At 46.5% G+C, this 16801-nt stretch carries 19 protein-coding genes; 15 read left to right on the top strand and 4 right to left on the bottom strand.

Annotation, left to right across the window (positions count from 1 at the left end; translation table 11 throughout):
- The first annotated feature begins 86 nt into the window (after window positions 1-86).
- Together ACL9RM_RS19830 and ACL9RM_RS19825 are read left to right on the top strand one after the other, a co-directional pair.
- Window positions 87-380 (top strand): putative quinol monooxygenase, encoded by a 294-nt coding sequence (locus ACL9RM_RS19830; RefSeq protein WP_250267469.1) that lies wholly within the window; start codon window positions 87-89, stop codon window positions 378-380.
- 44 nt (window positions 381-424) lie between these two features.
- Window positions 425-1249 (top strand): aldo/keto reductase, encoded by an 825-nt coding sequence (locus ACL9RM_RS19825; RefSeq protein WP_235307288.1) that lies wholly within the window; start codon window positions 425-427, stop codon window positions 1247-1249.
- Window positions 1250-1381: 132 nt separating this feature from the next.
- Here the strand turns inward: ACL9RM_RS19825 and ACL9RM_RS19820 are convergent, their stop codons facing one another.
- Together ACL9RM_RS19820 and ACL9RM_RS19815 are read right to left on the bottom strand one after the other, a co-directional pair.
- The gene (locus tag ACL9RM_RS19820; protein WP_250267470.1) at window positions 1382-2038 is read right to left on the bottom strand and encodes an SdpI family protein; all 657 of its coding nucleotides are present in this window, start codon (window positions 2036-2038) and stop codon (window positions 1382-1384) included.
- Window positions 2035-2346 carry an autorepressor SdpR family transcription factor gene (locus tag ACL9RM_RS19815; RefSeq protein ID WP_061830867.1) on the bottom strand — a complete coding sequence of 104 codons (312 nt, stop codon included), beginning with the start codon at window positions 2344-2346 and terminating at the stop codon, window positions 2035-2037. Before ACL9RM_RS19815 ends, ACL9RM_RS19820 begins: the two co-directional genes overlap by 4 nt.
- 216 nt (window positions 2347-2562) lie before the next feature.
- Between ACL9RM_RS19815 and ACL9RM_RS19810 the strand changes: the two genes are divergently transcribed.
- The 10 genes from ACL9RM_RS19810 to ACL9RM_RS19765 all read left to right on the top strand — a co-directional run bounded on the left by ACL9RM_RS19810 (window position 2563) and on the right by ACL9RM_RS19765 (window position 12879).
- Window positions 2563-3174 (top strand): alpha/beta hydrolase, encoded by a 612-nt coding sequence (locus ACL9RM_RS19810; protein ID WP_061830865.1) that lies wholly within the window; start codon window positions 2563-2565, stop codon window positions 3172-3174.
- A 73-nt stretch (window positions 3175-3247) separates the two neighbouring features.
- Window positions 3248-3472, top strand: a complete 225-nt coding sequence (gene tlp, locus ACL9RM_RS19805) for a small acid-soluble spore protein Tlp (protein WP_013308822.1) — start codon at window positions 3248-3250, stop codon at window positions 3470-3472.
- 240 nt (window positions 3473-3712) lie between these two features.
- Window positions 3713-5005 (top strand): ABC transporter substrate-binding protein, encoded by a 1293-nt coding sequence (locus ACL9RM_RS19800; RefSeq protein ID WP_250267471.1) that lies wholly within the window; start codon window positions 3713-3715, stop codon window positions 5003-5005.
- Between the two features lie 27 nt (window positions 5006-5032).
- Entirely contained in the window at window positions 5033-5995 is a 963-nt protein-coding gene (locus ACL9RM_RS19795) for a carbohydrate ABC transporter permease (protein ID WP_023987071.1), read from the top strand.
- 3 nt (window positions 5996-5998) lie between these two features.
- On the top strand, window positions 5999-6838 hold the full coding sequence (locus tag ACL9RM_RS19790; protein WP_029517136.1) for a carbohydrate ABC transporter permease: 840 nt from the start codon (window positions 5999-6001) through the stop codon (window positions 6836-6838).
- A gap of 211 nt (window positions 6839-7049) precedes the next feature.
- A complete protein-coding gene (gene ilvA / locus ACL9RM_RS19785; RefSeq protein ID WP_250267472.1) occupies window positions 7050-8336 on the top strand; it encodes a threonine ammonia-lyase IlvA in 1287 nt (428 codons plus the stop codon).
- Window positions 8337-8524: 188 nt separating this feature from the next.
- A complete protein-coding gene (locus ACL9RM_RS19780; protein WP_250267473.1) occupies window positions 8525-9499 on the top strand; it encodes a glycoside hydrolase family 43 protein in 975 nt (324 codons plus the stop codon).
- A 259-nt stretch (window positions 9500-9758) separates the two neighbouring features.
- Window positions 9759-10778, top strand: a complete 1020-nt coding sequence (locus tag ACL9RM_RS19775) for a FecCD family ABC transporter permease (protein WP_414126448.1) — start codon at window positions 9759-9761, stop codon at window positions 10776-10778.
- Window positions 10778-11803: a FecCD family ABC transporter permease gene (locus tag ACL9RM_RS19770; RefSeq protein WP_250267475.1), complete on the top strand. Its 1026-nt coding sequence runs from the start codon at window positions 10778-10780 to the stop codon at window positions 11801-11803. The genes ACL9RM_RS19775 and ACL9RM_RS19770 overlap by 1 nt, the downstream gene beginning before the upstream one ends.
- A gap of 128 nt (window positions 11804-11931) precedes the next feature.
- Window positions 11932-12879: an ABC transporter substrate-binding protein gene (locus tag ACL9RM_RS19765; protein WP_250267476.1), complete on the top strand. Its 948-nt coding sequence runs from the start codon at window positions 11932-11934 to the stop codon at window positions 12877-12879.
- A 161-nt stretch (window positions 12880-13040) separates the two neighbouring features.
- Here ACL9RM_RS19765 and ACL9RM_RS19760 read toward each other — a convergent pair whose 3' ends face one another.
- Window positions 13041-13472, bottom strand: a complete 432-nt coding sequence (locus tag ACL9RM_RS19760) for a hypothetical protein (RefSeq protein ID WP_165179482.1) — start codon at window positions 13470-13472, stop codon at window positions 13041-13043.
- Window positions 13473-13669: 197 nt separating this feature from the next.
- Between ACL9RM_RS19760 and ACL9RM_RS19755 the strand changes: the two genes are divergently transcribed.
- The 3 genes from ACL9RM_RS19755 (at window position 13670) to ACL9RM_RS19745 (ending at window position 15949) form a co-directional block, all read left to right on the top strand.
- Window positions 13670-13969, top strand: coding sequence for a hypothetical protein (locus ACL9RM_RS19755; protein WP_165179481.1), 300 nt, complete (start codon window positions 13670-13672; stop codon window positions 13967-13969).
- A gap of 271 nt (window positions 13970-14240) precedes the next feature.
- Window positions 14241-15065: an alpha/beta hydrolase gene (locus tag ACL9RM_RS19750; protein ID WP_068938549.1), complete on the top strand. Its 825-nt coding sequence runs from the start codon at window positions 14241-14243 to the stop codon at window positions 15063-15065.
- Between the two features lie 92 nt (window positions 15066-15157).
- Window positions 15158-15949 carry a dioxygenase gene (locus tag ACL9RM_RS19745; RefSeq protein ID WP_250243234.1) on the top strand — a complete coding sequence of 264 codons (792 nt, stop codon included), beginning with the start codon at window positions 15158-15160 and terminating at the stop codon, window positions 15947-15949.
- A gap of 157 nt (window positions 15950-16106) precedes the next feature.
- On the opposite strand, the gene ACL9RM_RS19740 is transcribed toward ACL9RM_RS19745, so the two are convergent.
- Window positions 16107-16625 (bottom strand): DoxX family membrane protein, encoded by a 519-nt coding sequence (locus ACL9RM_RS19740; protein ID WP_235307300.1) that lies wholly within the window; start codon window positions 16623-16625, stop codon window positions 16107-16109.
- Window positions 16626-16801: the final 176 nt, after the last annotated feature.

The raw sequence follows: 16801 nt of genomic DNA, 5'->3' as shown, positions 1-16801 counted from the left end.
TGTATTACAGAAACGCCCGCACTTTTATTCTTTCGAAAGAATGGTCTATAATAGAAATAGTTACATAATACGAGGAGGAACATAATATGATTATTATTCATGCCGATATGAAAGTTTTACCTGAAAAAAGAGAGGCTTTTTTGCAACAAACCCAAGGGCTGGTCAGCGCATCCCAAGCTGAAGAAGGCAATGTACGCTACACGTTAATGCAGGATCTGAATGATCCCAACGCATTTACGATGGTTGAAGAGTGGAAAGATGCTGCTGCTGTAGATTTCCATAATAATTCTGCCCATTTCCAGGCATTTGTTGCCGCGGCTAAAGAATTGTTGGCTGCTCCACTTCAAGTGAATGCTTTTCAGGACGCAACTAAACTGTAATCATCCCGTTGGATCATTCATAATCAGGAACAGGAGGAATAGACATGGGGAACATTGCGGATACAACTGTACTGAATAACGGAGTTCAGATGCCATGGCTCGGTTTTGGTACTTACAAGGCGGAAGGCAATGAGGTCTACGAAGCGGTCAAAACAGCTATTGAGGTCGGTTACCGTCACATTGATACAGCGGCTATCTACGGTAACGAGGAACTGGTTGGACAAGCCATTCGTGATAGTGGGACGTCTAGAGAAAATCTGTTTGTAACCACCAAGCTATGGAATCAGGATCAGGGTTACGATTCAACACTGCGTGCCTTTGAGGAAAGCCGTAAGCGGCTGGGTCTGGATATCATTGATCTGTATCTCATTCATTGGCCTGGCAAGGATAAGTACAAGGAAACCTGGAAGGCATTCGAACGACTGTATGAAGAAGGAAGCGTACGCGCTATCGGAGTTAGTAACTTCCAAGTTCACCATCTCGAAGACCTCCTCAAAGACAGCAACATGGTTCCTGTCATCAACCAAGTGGAGCTTCACCCTCGTCTGACTCAACAAGAACTGCATCAATACTGCCGGGAGCACCAGATCCAGCTTGAATCATGGAGTCCACTGATGAAGGGGAAATTAACCGAGCAAGCGGACATCGTTGAGATTGCTGCCAAATACGGTAAAACCTCTTCGCAGGTTATTTTGCGTTGGCATCTGGATCGGGGGATTGTGACGATTCCCAAATCTGTAACCCCGCATCGTATTCGCGAAAATGCTGATTTATTCGACTTTGAATTGACGGCTGAGGATATTGAACGAATCAATGGTCTTCATCTTGATGAGCGTGTAGGCACGCATCCCGATAAGCTGCTGTTCTAATATTAAAGATTAAATGTACAAAGAACCTCCTATTCTACGTTAATCGTGGATGGGAGGTTCTTTTTTTATTTATGCATTGGGATCATCTCATACGCTTTTGTCCGTTTGGACAGAGTTACCACGTCCTGTATCCTACTGTTGATTTAATTTGCGATGCAGGAGGAAGGAGTAGAGGATGGGGGTGACGACGGATATACCCAGCCCGGTGAGAAAAATGACCGTCCCGGCCACTCCACCGACCCATGCCGCTACCAAACCCGAAGCACCACCGAGCATCATCATAGGTCCGCCGAAACGGTGCGTTTTACGCCACACCTCGGGGTTAGACAGAGTCCACGGCGTGCGGATACCGAAGGTATAGTTCGGCTGTACCTGAGTCATATAATTCCCCATCGCCATCAGCATCAGGCCTATTAACCCTAAAATTATAGCATTCATTTGCAGTCGTATATTCAGGTTATACAGCAGCATTCCCCATCCAGCTACAGCGAGAACTACAGAAACACCTGCACGCGTAACTTCATAGGCTTTTGAAAATTTCTCATAATTAGCTCTGTTGGGGTCCATGTGGCGAGCCAATCGAATGACCAGCGGGACTAGGCCCAACAACACGAGCATGATAATAGAACCACTTTTGCTCGTATACCCGTCTGCTGTATTGTTAAAGTTAATATGCGAGGCTAGAACATTGGGAAGTCGGTCGTACAGCAGTATAGCGCCTATGGCGGGTGATAAGGCAATCAAAGTTGTCAAAACATCCGTCAAGCTCCAACGTGTTCGCAATTTCATTCAGATTCCTCCGCATCCTTAATATGATTTACATTTTTCTTGGCAGGGGTATCAGAGTGGGCGATACTGAACATCCAACCGATGACATCCGCCACAACCGTTGTATGCAGGGTGTAGATAATGTTTTGCCCCTGTCGTTCATCCAGCACCAGCCCAGCCTGCTTCAGGATATTGAGATGGTGGGAGATGCTGGGCTTACTAATTTGAAAATGTTCAGCCACTTCGCCTGCGCTCATACTTTTCTCCTTTAAAAGCTGTAAGATTGTACGCCGGGTCGGATCAGCCAAAGCTTTGAAGGCATCGTTCAAAATACATTTCCTCCTTTAGATATTTAGATAATATTCTAAATATCTAAAACCATAGTAAAATAGAGCTATACTACATGTCAATGGAACAAGGCATCATTTTAGAAAAAAGGTTTAGATCAGGCTCATTAGGTTTGTAAAAGGCAGCGAAGTTGACTATAATTAATTTATAATAAAAATAAGAATCTTAATTTAGAGAAAATTGAGGAGGAAATATAAATGAAACACGTATTTCGTAAAGGAACTCATCCGCAAGCCCCAGTTATTTTGCTGTTGCATGGTACAGGCGGGAACGAACAAGACCTGATACCTTTGGCTGAGATGGTAGCACCGGGAGCTTCTGTATTAGGCGTGAGAGGAAATGTGCTGGAAAATGGGATGCCGCGTTTCTTTCGCCGTTTGGCAGAAGGAGTGTTCGACATTGAGGATCTCGTATTTCGCACCAAAGAATTGAGCGAATTTGTGGATACAGCTGCAGAGCAATACGATTTTGATCGTAATAACGTGGTGGCTCTTGGCTATTCCAATGGTGCAAACATAGCCGCCAGCATGCTCTTTCACGATGCAAAAGCGTTACGTGGAGCTATTTTACACCATGCAATGGTGCCGTTGCGTGGGCTGGATTTGCCCGCTTTGAATGGTATCCCTGTATTTTTATCTTCCGGTGAGAATGATCCCATTGTTCCGATTTCGGAATCTCAGGAGCTGCAAGCATTATTGGAAGGGGCCGGAGCGCAGGTGGAAGCATATTGGGAACGCAATGGTCATCAATTGACGCGGACTGAAGCCGAAGCCGCAGGAAAGTGGTTTGGGGAGCATTTTAATGCATAAAATGATCCGATAGCGATCAAGCTACGGATTAGCGCTCTACTGAGCGACCCCATTATTAGGAGGCGACAAACGAATGGCAAAACCAGATAATCGAGCCGACAATGTTGAACATTTGCAACAAAGTATTCAGAACACACAGCAGAACCTGCATGAAGCTGAAGGATATCTAAACGAATTTTCCTCTGAAATCAGCAACGAGGAGCGTAAGCAGATCGAAGAAAAAAATAATCGTCGTAAAGAAAGTATTAGATCATTTCGGGAAGAAGTGAAGGACGAAGCAGCACATTCGCAAGAATAATTTAAAAAGCGCGACCCAATTCCGAGTTTCAATTGGAATTGGGTCGTTTTTTTATGCAAAAATCATCATAGCCTCATACAATTCATTTTCCCCCTATAATGCAAGGGGGACGCTAATCTGCATTGAAAATAAATATTTTATAAATAATGTTGTTGTAAACTAATTTGTATTGATGTTAAATAATAAAAGAAAGCGCAATCATTTATGAATTAGGATTTCATCATGCGAAGGGGGAAGGATATGCTGCTGCGAAGAAAAAGCATGGCTTTGATGCTTATGGCGGTGGTTTTGATGGCTGGACTGCTGCAAGGCTGTTCTTTCAAGACCGATGAAAAGGATGGGCCGGGAACAGAACTTGTATTATGGACGTTCAATGAACTGCATGAGAAGTTTTTTCTGCAAATGGCTGACCAATGGAACCAACAGCACCCTGATGAACTGATTAATTTGAAAGCGAATACATTCCCCTATGACAACCACCACAGCAAGCTGTCGATTGCGCTGCAATCAGGGGTGGGAGCGCCGGATATCGCGGATATCGAGGTGAACAAGATCGGTAATTTCCTCAAAGGGATACCGCAACTGGTCCCACTCAATCCGGTGATTGACCCAGAGATCAAAAACATTGTGCCTTCCAGAGTACAGATTTACGGTAAAGACGGGAAGTATTACGGTATTGATTTCCATGTCGGGGCCGAAGTGATGTATTACAATAAAGAAATTTTGGATCAGGCGGGGGTAGACCCGGATTCCATCGTCACCTGGGCAGACTATGCTGCTGCAGGCAAGCAAGTGCTGGCGAAAACAGGCAAGCCGATGGCGACCCTGGAAACGAATGACCTGTGGAACTATTGGCCGATGATCTCCCAGCAGAATTCGGATTTTCTGGATGACAAGGGCGAGTTAACGCTGGATAACGAAACGAATATTAAAACACTCGAGTTTCTTCAGCAGATGGTAAAAGACAAAATCGCTATTCCCGCACCAGGCGGCGGGCACCACATGGAGGAATACTACGGGTTTATGAACAAAGGTGGGGCCGCTTCGGTATGGATGCCGATGTGGTATATGGGACGTTTTACGGATTACATGCCTGACCTGAAAGGGGAAATCATCATCAGACCCATACCAGCGTGGGAAAAAGGCGGTTTTCGCTCAGCGGGTATGGGCGGAACCGGAACAGTAGTCACGAACCAATCAGAGCACCAAGATCTGGCGATGCGCTTTCTAGCCTTTGCCAAGCTATCCAAGCAAGGGAATGTGGAGATCTGGAAGCAGCTTGGTTTTGATCCCATCCGCAGTGAAGTGTGGACCATGCCGGAAGCCAAAGCCAAGAATAAATTTACGGAGTATTTCGGAACGAATATTTTTGACACGCTCATCGAAGTCAAAGATGAAATCAATGCGGTGCATATCGGACCGAAAACACCTGATATTGCCAGTGCTGTGCGCAATAAAATACTTTATCGGACACTACAGAATGGCGAAGATCCAGCCACGGTGCTACATGAGCTGGCAGATGAACTGAGATAGACCCCAACAGGAAAGGGAGTGAGATTCATGGCAACGCCCGTTCATACGAACGCTAATGTACCGACAGGTCAGCCGCCACAACCTCAGCGTCCGACCAGAAGCCGATGGAGTCGCTTTATTCATTCCAGCCGTACGGCACCGTATGTGTTTGTCCTTCCATTTTTACTGTCCTTTGCGCTATTTTTTGCCTATCCAGTCATCTCGACGGTCATTATGAGCTTTCAGGAAGTCCTGCCAGGGATAACAACTTATGTTGGACTGGAAAATTATAAGGACTTAATCAATCCTACGTTTGGAAAGGCGATATTGAACAGCGTCCTGTATACGCTGCTTACACTAGTCGTGCTGATTCCTCTGCCGCTGGTATTGGCAGTATTGCTGAATTCGCCTAAAATGCCGGGCAGAGGGTTGTTTCGCTCCGTGATGTTTATACCTGCACTAACCTCGGTGGTGGTAGCAGGAACGATCTTCCGCCTCATGTTCGGGGAATTGGATGGTTCGCTGATGAACTCCCTGTTGGGGGTATTCGGTCTGGAGCCTTACAAATGGCTAATGAATGCGAACACCGGCTTTTTAGCGTTGATTGTGCTGGCCTTGTGGAGATGGTTGGGCGTAAATATGTTGTACTACATGTCGGGACTCCAGAACATTCCTCCTGAGTTGTATGAGGCTGCGCAGATTGATGGAGCCAGTCGTTTCGATTCATTTTGGCGGATTACGATTCCTATGCTGAAACCAGTAACGATCTACGTATTTACGATTAGCATTTATGCGGGGTTGTCCATGTTCACGGAGAGCTACATGTTGTGGAACGGAAATAACTCCCCGAACGATATTGGTTTAACAATTGTTGGCTATCTCTATCGCCAAGGTCTGGAGCAGAACAGTATGGGCTTCGGAGCTGCAGTGGGCATTGTATTGCTCGTATTTACACTAGTGCTGAACCTGATCCAGCTCAAATTTTTCGGCATGTTCCGGAAGGAGGATTAAGCGATGGCTCAGAAACAAAAAGGCTCGTTATCCGCATTGCTCGTTGTCCTATTCATTCTGTTTGCCGGGTTTGCCCTGTTTCCGCTATTTGCTGTGACGCTTGCCTCGTTCAAGCCATCGACGGAGCTATTGCGCTACGGATTGAATCTTAAGCTGGAGTGGGACATCATGTCCCTGAAAAACTATGCGTTCATCTTTCAGGGGACGACGGATTATTTTCAATGGTACTGGAACAGTATTGTCATTACCGTCTTGTTTACGGTGTTATGTCTGATATTGTCCGCGATGGTAGGCTATGGTCTGGAGATGTACCGTTTTAGATTGAAAAATGTGATTTTCACACTGGTGCTGGTTGTGATGATGATCCCGGTAGAAATTATCATGCTGCCGCTCTACAAGCTAATGATCGGCATGAAGCTGATCAATACGGTATGGGGTGTAATTCTACCATTTGTCGTTGCGCCGATCCCGATCTTTTTCTTCCGTCAATATTTGAGTGGTGTTCCCAAGGACTTCATGGATGCTGCGCGGGTTGACGGCTGTTCAGAATATGGCATTTTCGTACGGATTATGATGCCTCTGATGGCGCCTGCATTTGCGGCAATGGCTATTTTGCAGGCGATGAACAGTTGGAATAACTTCCTCTGGCCGATGATTGTATTGCGTACCAACGACATGCTGACACTGCCAATTGGACTGTCCAGTCTGCTGACGCCATATGGCAACAATTATGATGTGCTGATCGCGGGTTCCGTTTTGGCTATTTTACCGATTCTCGTCGTGTTCCTGTTCTTCCAGCGTTACTTTATTGAAGGGATGACGGCAGGCGGAGTAAAAGGATAATCGGAAAGGTATTAAATAGAGCAACGGAGTACAAGAAATGTGCAACGTCAGAAAAGGCTGATCGGGCAGTGTCCCGGTCTGCCTTTTTTTTATTTGATTGATTTTCATTCTCATTTTCATGACTATCATCTGCACAAGCTATGGGTAAACGTGGTATGATTATTTGAAAGATTTCAAATACAGAAATATTCAGGCGGAGCGTGGAGAACCTATGGAACCAACAGAAACCCAGAAAACTGACCCGGCCATGGCGTCAGCCGTTGGCATGGAGGATATTGTACGAGCGCATCATATGCTGCGTGAGGTGATTGTACGTACACCTTTACAGAGGGATGCCGTCCTATCGGCCAAATATAACTGTAATGTGTATCTGAAAAGAGAGGATCTCCAAGTCGTGCGGTCCTTTAAAATCCGTGGAGCTTACAACATGATCCGCAGCTTGACCCCTGAGCAAATGGAAAAAGGCATCGTGTGTGCGAGTGCGGGGAATCATGCGCAAGGTGTGGCTTTTTCATGTAATGCACTTGGTATCCACGGTAAAATATTTATGCCGAGTACAACGCCTAATCAGAAGGTGAAGCAGGTTCGTCGCTTTGGCGGTAACAGTGTAGAGGTCATTCTGACCGGAGACACGTTTGACGATGCTTATGATGAGGCCATGAAGGTGTGCAGCGAGCAGGCAATGACCTTCATCCATCCGTTCGATCAGCCGAAAATTATTGCGGGCAATGGTACGATTGCGATGGAAGTGATGGAGAGCCTAGATACACCTATGGACTATGTGTTCGTAACGATTGGCGGCGGCGGTTTGGCGGCAGGCGTAGGTACGTATGTTAAAACCATGAGTCCGTCCACCAAGGTAATTGGCGTGGAGCCCCTCGGCGCGGCGTCGATGACGGAAGCGATGCGTTTGCGCAAGGTCGTTACACTGGATCAAATAGACAAGTTTGTTGACGGAGCTGCGGTGAAGCGTGTAGGTCAGCTGACATACGATATTTGTAAACACACCTTGGACGATATTGTGAAGGTACCGGAAGGCAAAGCATGTACCGCGATTCTGGAGTTGTATAATGAAAATGCGATTGTTGTGGAGCCTGCGGGTTCACTGCCTGTGGCAGCACTTGATCTGTATCGCGAGCAAATTCAAGGCAAAACGGTTGTCTGTATCGTCAGCGGTGGTAACAACGATATAGATCGTATGCAGGAGATTAAGGAACGGTCCCTAATTTACGAAGGACTGAAGCATTATTTTATGGTGAATTTCCCACAAAGAGCAGGGGCACTGCGTGAGTTTCTACAGGATGTGCTTGGACCGGACGACGATATTACTAGGTTTGAATATACGAAAAAGAATGATAAGGAAAATGGACCAGCTCTGGTCGGCATTGAGCTGTTCCAGAAGGAAGACTATCTTCCTTTAATTGAACGAATGAACCGCAAGGGGCTTAAATATACGGAACTGAACAAAAACGAAAATCTATTTAATATGTTAATTTGAAAAGGAGCCTACGGGCTCCTTTTTATGTATAATGCATAGTTTATAAATTTCTTTTTATTTGAAATAAAGCGTTTACAAAAGTGAATGTGATAGGTTAATATATGTGTAACTTCATAAGTATAAACACTAACGTAATAGATGTGTCACCTGATTTTTATTATAAGATACTCATTCGGAGGTGCGTAAGAATGTTGGAAGCATGGAAAAAATCAGTACAGAGTAAATTGACCCGAACGGCGTTTGCTGCTGTAACCTCGGCTGCTTTAATGCTGTCAGTGATGCCATCTGCATCCGCAGAGCATTGGGCGTTAACTGGCGATGTGGCAGTGCATGATCCGTCCATTACGAAGGAAGGCAACGCATGGTATATTTTCTCCACAGGACAGGGGATACAGGTTCAAAGATCGGACGACGGTCGCAATTTTTACAGATTGCCGCAAATATTCCTGTCGCCGCCATCATGGTGGAAATCGTATGTACCTAAGCAAAAGCCTAACGATGTATGGGCACCGGATGCTCAAAAGTATAATGGACGGGTATGGCTGTACTATTCCATTTCTACTTTTGGTGCCCGGACCTCGGCTATCGGACTAGCCTCCGCAACGAGTATTGGCGCGGGCAGCTGGAGAGATGATGGACTAGTGCTGCGTACGACGGATGCTAACGATTACAATGCCATTGACCCGAATCTCGTCATTGACGCTTCAGGTAACCCGTGGCTTTCCTTTGGTTCATGGAATTCAGGCTTGAAAGTGACTCGACTGGACAAAAATACGATGAAGCCTACGGGCCAGATCTATTCTATCGCCAAGCGTACGGCTGGTGGTTTGGAAGCGCCACATGTTACATACCGCGACGGCTATTATTATCTATTTGCTTCCATTGATAACTGCTGCAAAGGCGTAGACAGTAATTATAAGATTATTTACGGTCGCTCTACTAGTATTACCGGACCGTATGTGGACAAGAGCGGAAAAAGCTTGATGGATGGCGGTGGAACGATACTGGATGCGGGGAATGACCGTTGGAAGGGACCGGGTGGACAATCTGTCTATAACAACAGTGTGATTGCACGTCATGCCTATGATGCCACTGATGGTGGAAATCCAAAGCTTCTGATTAGTGATTTGAAATGGGATTCGGCAGGCTGGCCTACGTACTAAAGAGAGGACCGTTTGGAGTCACCTGTGTAGTAAAATCATATAGATATATTCAAAAACTGTTCCTCCTAAGGGGAACAGTTTTTGGCTTGCAATGTCATAGAAACATGCTATTATGTATCAAGTTGATAATAATTATCATTATCGTTATGAAAGATGTGATGATTTTCAGGTACGGAGGGAGTGACCTCACCAAATGCAGTCTAAAGACAGCATGGACAAATATACAGATCTGACAGAGAGGGCAGTTCCTAAAGTAGTCATAACAGCACCTCCAGTGCTTCGAGCGGGTAGGATTCGGCAGGCGTTGTTGTTCACAGCTTCGGCTGTATTGTTGGCTTTGGCCATATTCGCCGCCATTTCTCTCGGAGCCAAGGACTTGAACGTAAGCACCGTGTGGTCGGCAGTATTTCACTATGATCGTTCGCTAATAACACATCAGATCATTCACGAGCTGAGATTACCGCGTGTACTGGGTGCAGCTGTTATTGGAGCTGCGCTGGCGGTGGCAGGCACTCTGATTCAGGGTATTACACGCAACCCGCTGGGAGATACAGGTGTGCTGGGCATTAACGCAGGAGCGATGTTTGTAGTTGCTGTGAGTTTTGCCTTTTTCCCCAATCTACCTTATGGGACGTTAATTGTATTGTCGTTCCTGGGGGCGCTGATGAGTACCTTACTAGTATTTGGTCTGGGAGCATCTGCACCGGGAGGATTGACACCTATGAGATTGACGGTGTCTGGAGCTGTGACGGCTGCCTTGTTAGGTTCCATGACTTCGGGGATTGCGATTTATTTTGATCTAAGTCAGGATTTAGCCTTCTGGTATGCGGGTGGTGTAGCCGGAATCAAATGGTCGCAGCTTGAGATTCTTGCACCGATTTTACTTATGGTGATCGCCTGGTCTATGGGGCTGGCACGTTCCATTTCGCTGATTTCGATGGGCGATGAGGTTGCGTTAAACCTTGGCTTGAATCTCAGGCGTATCCGGCTTTTGGGTCTGCTGACTGTAGTAGTACTGGCTGGACTCTCTGTATCGGCTGCCGGAGCCATCGGCTTTGTAGGTTTGGTTATCCCACATATCGCTCGCAAGCTAATCGGTGTGGATTATCGCCAGATCGTGCCGCTGTCTGCGTTATTGGGAGCCGTGCTACTGGTGCTGGCAGATTTGGGAGCGAGAATGGCAAATCCACCAGAGGAGCTAGCTATCGGAATTATGGTGTCTTTTATCGGAGTACCCTTTTTCCTCTTTCTCGCCCGTAAGGAAAGGAGGGATTTATAGTGAGACGCTCTTTAGGGATCGGGGATACAAGGACGACAAAGGCTTGGCTCGTTTGTTTGGTATTGGCGGGGATCAGCTTTGCCGTCCTTGTTTTGGGTTTGAATACCGGAACGATTCGTATTCCACCGCTACGCGTGCTGGATACGTTGTTTGGCGGTGGCAGTGGACGTGATCATATCGTTCTGTTCGAGTATCGTCTGCCTCGTATTGCTGTAACGATGCTGGCTGGAGCGGGACTAGGTGCAGCCGGGGCGGTCATGCAAGGCTTGTCACGGAACGCACTCGCTGATCCCGGAGTTCTGGGACTTCACGCAGGGGCAGCGTTGGGGCTGGTAATGTTCGTTAGCTTTTTTCGCGATCTGGACGGATCTGCCGCCGTTCTGATCCCCTTGTTTACCTTTGCAGGAGGTGTCATTGCGGCCGTGCTGATTGTTTTGTTGTCCTATAGCCGCAGCAGAGGAATCGTGCCCGTGCGTCTGATTTTGTCCGGCATCGGTGTAGCCTCGGGTCTTAGCGCCATAACGCTGTATTGGTCGTTGCGGTTGGATGAGGATACGTACGCATTTACTGCACGTTGGTTGGCTGGCAGCGTTTGGGGCCGGGACTGGATACATGCAGCGGCTTTGCTGCCTTGGATAGTCATTGTTTTACCCTACGTTCTGTCGCAGATGCGTAGTCTGAACAACCTGTCGTTGGGCGACGAGACCGCAGCTGGAATCGGCACAAGTGTGAAGCGCCAGCGCCTATTACTGCTGGGCGCAGCCGTGGCTCTATCCAGTGCCAGCGTATCCATGGCCGGAGGCATCGGTTTTATTGGGCTGATTGCACCTCATCTGGCTCGCCGTCTGGTTGGGCCGATGTACCAGCATTTGCTGCCAGTAGCTTGTTTGGTCGGGGTCGTCATTCTGGTCACCGCAGACACGATTGGGCGTTCGGTGTTTCAGCCGAATGCGATTCCCGCAGGTGTGGTGGTTGCTGTGGTAGGAGCTCCGTATTTTTTATTCCTGCTGTCCCGAACAAAATGACAAAGGAATAGGTACATATGAAATCATATGGTGCAAATGATACAACCCGCTGAAATTAAAAACTAAGTAGACGCCTTCTATATTGATCATTATAATGTAGAGTTTCTGTAGCATAGGAGAGAGTAAACATGAGAAAGCACAAATTTGAGGGTCCAGGTTTTAAACGTTCATGGGTAGTCACAACTCTTGTTGTATGCATGATCATGCTGTCCGCTTGTGGACAAGCAGCCGACAAGCAGGCTACCGATACGAAAGCGGCTGGCAGTGCGCAGACAACCATTAGTGCGGATTCGCGTATTGCTTCGATGTCTATTCATTTGACGAACAACCTGCTGGCATTGGGCATTACTCCGGCTGGTTCGGTCATTGGCGGAGATGTGAAGGATTTTCTGCCCCATGTAAAAGATCGTCTTCAAAATACCCGTAAGCTAGGTGTTGTCACAGACCCGGATATGGAAGCGGTACTGGAGCTTCAACCTGATCATATTTTCTTGGACAAAAAATATTCGGGAACCGATGTGGCCAAATTTGAAAAAATTGCGCCAACCGAAGTTTTTGATCTGGATGAAGGCACATGGAAGGATCAATTAAAAAAAATAGCCGTTATGGTCAAACATGAAGCACAGGCAGACGCATTTCTAAAAGATTATGATACACAGAAGGAACGAGTCAAAAAGCTGATTCATTCAAAAATTGGGGACGGAACGGTTATGGCTGTACGTGTGACGGCGAAAGAGGTTCGTGTTATGGGGATGAAGCGTCCGGTAGGACCGCTGTTGTATCAGGACTTGGGCTTGAAGCCAGCCAAAGGTGTAGAAAAGATCAACAAGGCTTATCAGGTTGTTTCCCAAGAGGTTTTACCGGATTATGATGCTGATGCGATCCTTGTTATCATCAGTAAAGGCGCGGATGCCCAAAAGGTATACAAGCAGCTGGAAGGAAATACAGTATGGCAAGGTCTCAAGGCGGTGAAGCAAGGGCATGTCTACATGTTGGACGGACAGCCTTGGCTGGACTATTCCGCGATGGGACATAAAATTGCTCTGGATAATGCAGAACAACTATTTTCCAAATAAGTTCTAAAGTATATCAAGCCGTATTCCCCCATGCAGCTTCTTGCAGGCCAGGAATACGGCTTTTTGATGCACCCCCCAGCTGTAAGTCGGTTACCTGATCGAAATGAAAAGGAGCTGCTGCGATCCAAAATGAGGCAGCTCCATATAATGAGAATTGTGGGCTATGAACGTTTTTTACGCAGAAAAATTGGTTTGAGTCCAATAAATCCAATGGCGGCGAGAATTAAATTCGCCCAAGGTGAGATTCTGAATACTGGCAGTACACTGCGCAGCGCAAGTCCGGCGACAAGAATCACGACAACTAACACAACATACATCAAGATGGATTTAAGATTCATCTGGGGCTTTACAGGGGCATGGTCTGGCTGTTGTGTCTCCTCGCCTTCTTCGGGACGGTCCATAAAATTCATCAGAGCTTCAACGAGTAGAATGGCTCCTGCGGCGATGATGATAAGGGTGGATAGGCTGATTTTTTCAAAGGGTTTGATATCCCCACCTGTAAAGGTGACAAACCATCCGATAATTGCCTGTGTTAAGAAAAACATAGACAAGGCAATCCATGCAATAAGCGTATAATTTTTTGCTTTATTCATTTCTTCCTCCTGCTTTATGAGCGTATCCCGGGCTGATGGAACCGCCATTTCGTAACAAAGACAGTATACGTGAGGAAGCGTCGGATGGCAAAAGACTTTATCTATAAAATGTATATTACCGCTGCATTCTCCTCAAACTGGATACAGGGTGAGCACATAGAGCAACCTGAATATAAACGTTAAGAGGGTGTGGCATCATGAAACTGGAGAACCAGGCAGATTATTCAGTCCAAAAACGACTGGCAAACGCTTCGAACGGGAATAGCGGGGTGGCCTCGTCTACAAATGTGAGTCACCGGAGCATTCAAGGATCATCTCCAACGTACCGTATACTGGACGATATCGAAGTGGCTGAGGATACAGAATTTGCGGGTGAACTAGGTGCACAGAACTACCGCAGCCTGTGGCATGAGGATGAACATAACGGCGCCTCTTGTAAGCTGGAGTGGGAGGGACGAACGGAGACCCACCAAATGTTTAGGAACAGCTACGAATAACGAATGTCTACTTTAATGTAGTGGATTCACTCTAATAAGTGTAGTATAGCGTTCTCCGGAATCGCATCGGGGAGCGCTATTTGTTTACTTTTTTAACGATGGAACTGACAGGTTGACAAGGAAGCAGGGCGATGATAGACTGACTTTACTATAAAATCTTATTAAACTTATCGGAATTAAAGTGAATGAATATCCTGGATGGATATTCCACGTTACGATATGAGTTTGAATTCATAAATGTGTAGTGAAACTTGAAACTGGGGGAATCAGGATGGAACGGCAAATTGGAATTCGCTTTGAACATGAAGAACTGGCAGCAACAATTCATTATCCAAACCGTACAAATGAGGGAGATCGTCAGAGAAGGGTTCCTCTCGTTGTTATATGTCACGGTTTTGTAGGCAATCGTATCGGAGTAGATCGATTATTCGTCAAGACTGCGCGTGAACTGGCCGAAGGGGGATACTTTGTCCTGCGCTTTGATTTTGCCGGTTGTGGGGAAAGCACAGGTGAATACGGCAAGCAGGGGTTAGAATCAATGATTAATCAGACACGTACCGTGTTGGATTACGCCGTCAATTGCGCGGACATTGACCCGACCAAGGTGACGCTGATCGGTCACAGTCTGGGGGGCGCAGTAGCCCTTCTCACAGCCGTACGGGACAAGAGAGTACAAAATCTGGTTCTTTGGTCCGCAGTGGGCTATCCGTTCAACGACATCGTCAAAATTACGGAGCGAAGCGTGTACGATGAGTCTGTTAAAACCGGTCATGCCGACTATTTGGGCTATAAGTTTACGCCTGCTTATTTTGAGTCGTTAGCTCAATTTCAGCCGTTCCAGGAGGCCGTTAAATTTAACGGAGATGTGCTCGTTGTTCATGGCACCTCGGATGATATTATTCCTGTGGATTATGCATTTCTGTTTCAAAAGATATTCTGGATGCGTCCAGAGGGACGCTGTGATAAAGAGATTATTTTCCAGGGAGATCACACTTTCTCGTCAGGTAAAGAGCGGCAACGGCTGATTGATCGAACACTTGAATGGCTGGATGAACAGGAAAATATTCAACGGGATTGGCAGCACTGGATGATCTGATTTCAGTGTGTAACGGATTGTATTGGAAATTGCGCCTCCGCCGGAGTAAAATGGAAGAGTAACACTATACTGGCGTGTGGAGGTTGGCAGCGATGACATTACCCTCAATTTTTGTTGCGCATGGTTCACCGACACTGGCTGTAGAAAATAACGCATATACCAGCTTTCTTGCAAAGCTGGGCGCGAGCCTGCCCCGACCCAAAGGAATTGTCATTTTTTCCGCGCATTGGGATAGCCCCGATCAATGTATTGGCGCGGATGATCAGCATGCAGCGTTGCACGATTTCTATGGCTTTCCCGAAGAAATGTACTCAATCGATTACCCTGCACCAGGCGATCCAAAGCTGTATGAGGAGATAGAGCATCTGTTCAGTCAGCATAACCTGTTCCACCAGCCGGTTCGGAACCGAGGACTGGATCATGGAGCATGGGTGGTTTTGCGGCATATATATCCTGATGCAGACATACCGGTCGTACCCTTATCCATTGATTCTCGGCGCGCTCCCCAGGAGCAATACGAGATTGGGCGGATGCTGGCGCCGTTGCGAGAACAAGGGATTTTGATTATCGGTAGCGGTGGATTGGTCCACAACTTGCGGACACTCAAGCAGACGAGTGAGCCAGCCGATTGGGCCGTTCAATATGATGACTGGATTGCACAGCAGCTTCAAGACTGGAATTTGCGTCACCTATTCCAATATGACAAGAAGGCTCCATATGCCAAACAGGCGGTACCTTCTTATGGAATAGAGCATTTTTCACCTTTGTTTTATGCGATGGGGGCTGCGGATCATGAGCGCTCCGCGCGTAAGCTTTTTCAATCGTATGTCCTTGGCTCGTTAAGTCTCAATTGTTGGGCTTTTGGTCAAGAAAGTGATACGTAAATGTAAAAAAAGAACTTCCGAATCCACATGGTGTGTGGGAATGGAAGTTCTTTTGTGTATTTTGCGTCTTCGATTAATTAGAAGGCACGTGTATCGTGAGCATAACAGCGCAAAAAATAACCATTATCCCGGAGGATAACGGTTATTTTGGGGATGTTTAAGCTATTTTTCGACTAGGGTCCACTGGAAAGGTATCTTTATTTTTACGAAACAGTCCACGCAGGAAGGGCAGTACCCAACGGTCAAAGCCAATTCTTCCGGCATTTGCACCAGCAACTACAAGGAAGATTTCAAACAGCAGGTAGATTGCATTGGTGCTTACTGTACCCGAGAACAGGAACGAGAAGTTCATAACCATAGCCATCAAAGCAGCCAGTGTAGTCAATGTACCGAGAAGCAGGCCAACCCCGACCAAGAACTCACCCAATGGGATCAGGACGTTGAACAAACCTACATTCGGCAGGGCAAAGGCTTCCAGGAACGATCCCCACCAGCCTTGTACAGCGGGATGGTCTCCACCTGTTTTAGCAATGGCCCCCGAGATAAATCCGCCTGCATCGAATCCACCTGTCAGCTTTTCAAGTCCGTGGGTCATCCATTCATAACCTAGATAAACCCGTACTACAGTCAGCAACCACATTGCGACTTTGTTTTCACGTAACCAGCTGTTAAACATTCAAACCACTCCTCTTTCTTAATCTATAATGTTGGTTGTATTTCATTTTGTTGGGGATGATCATCTTTGCTACACCTTTATTGTAGTAGGTTCAGTTACAGTTATTTGTGATAAAAATCACAAAGTCTGAATATTTTTTAAATTTTAATGTCTTTAGATAAGTATTCTATAGAGTG

The sequence above is a fragment of the Paenibacillus sp. S29 genome (assembly GCF_049319765.1).
Classification (GTDB): domain Bacteria; phylum Bacillota; class Bacilli; order Paenibacillales; family Paenibacillaceae; genus Paenibacillus; species Paenibacillus polymyxa_B.
This window is presented reverse-complemented; position numbering and strand designations above follow the sequence as displayed.